This is a genomic window from Streptomyces alkaliphilus (genome assembly GCF_014141535.1).
Lineage (GTDB): Bacteria > Actinomycetota > Actinomycetes > Streptomycetales > Streptomycetaceae > Streptomyces > Streptomyces alkaliphilus.
Genome location: NZ_VKHT01001760.1, coordinates 1 through 419, shown reverse-complemented (window position 1 = coordinate 419; position 419 = coordinate 1). Strand labels below are relative to the sequence as shown.

At 75.4% G+C, this 419-nt stretch carries 1 pseudogene; it reads left to right on the top strand.

Annotated elements, in window-relative coordinates:
* Positions 1–419: pseudogene (locus tag FNQ90_RS26645) on the top strand (S-methyl-5-thioribose-1-phosphate isomerase); the annotation flags it as partial.

The window sequence follows — 419 nt, the reverse complement described above, 5'->3', positions numbered from 1 at the left end:
GGAGGGTGGCGGCTGTTGACGCACTGCAACACCGGGACCCTGGTCTCCGGGGGCGGTGGCACGGCGCTGGCGGTGGTGCGCGCGGCGCACCGCGCGGGCCTGCTGGAACGGCTGTGGGTGGACGAGACCCGTCCGCTGTGGCAGGGTGCGCGGCTGACCGCCTGGGAGGCCGGGCGGGAGGGGATGCCGTACGCGGTGCTGGCGGACGCCGCCGCCGGATCGCTGTTCGCGGCGGGTCGGGTGGACGCGGTCCTGGTGGGGGCCGACCGCATCGCCGCCGATGGCGCGGTGGCCAACAAGGTCGGTACGTATCCGCTGGTGGTGTTGGCGCGGCACCACGGGGTGCCGTTCGTGGTGGTGGCCCCGGTGAGCACGGTGGATCCGGCCACGCCCTCGGGGGCGGGGATCGTGATCGAGGA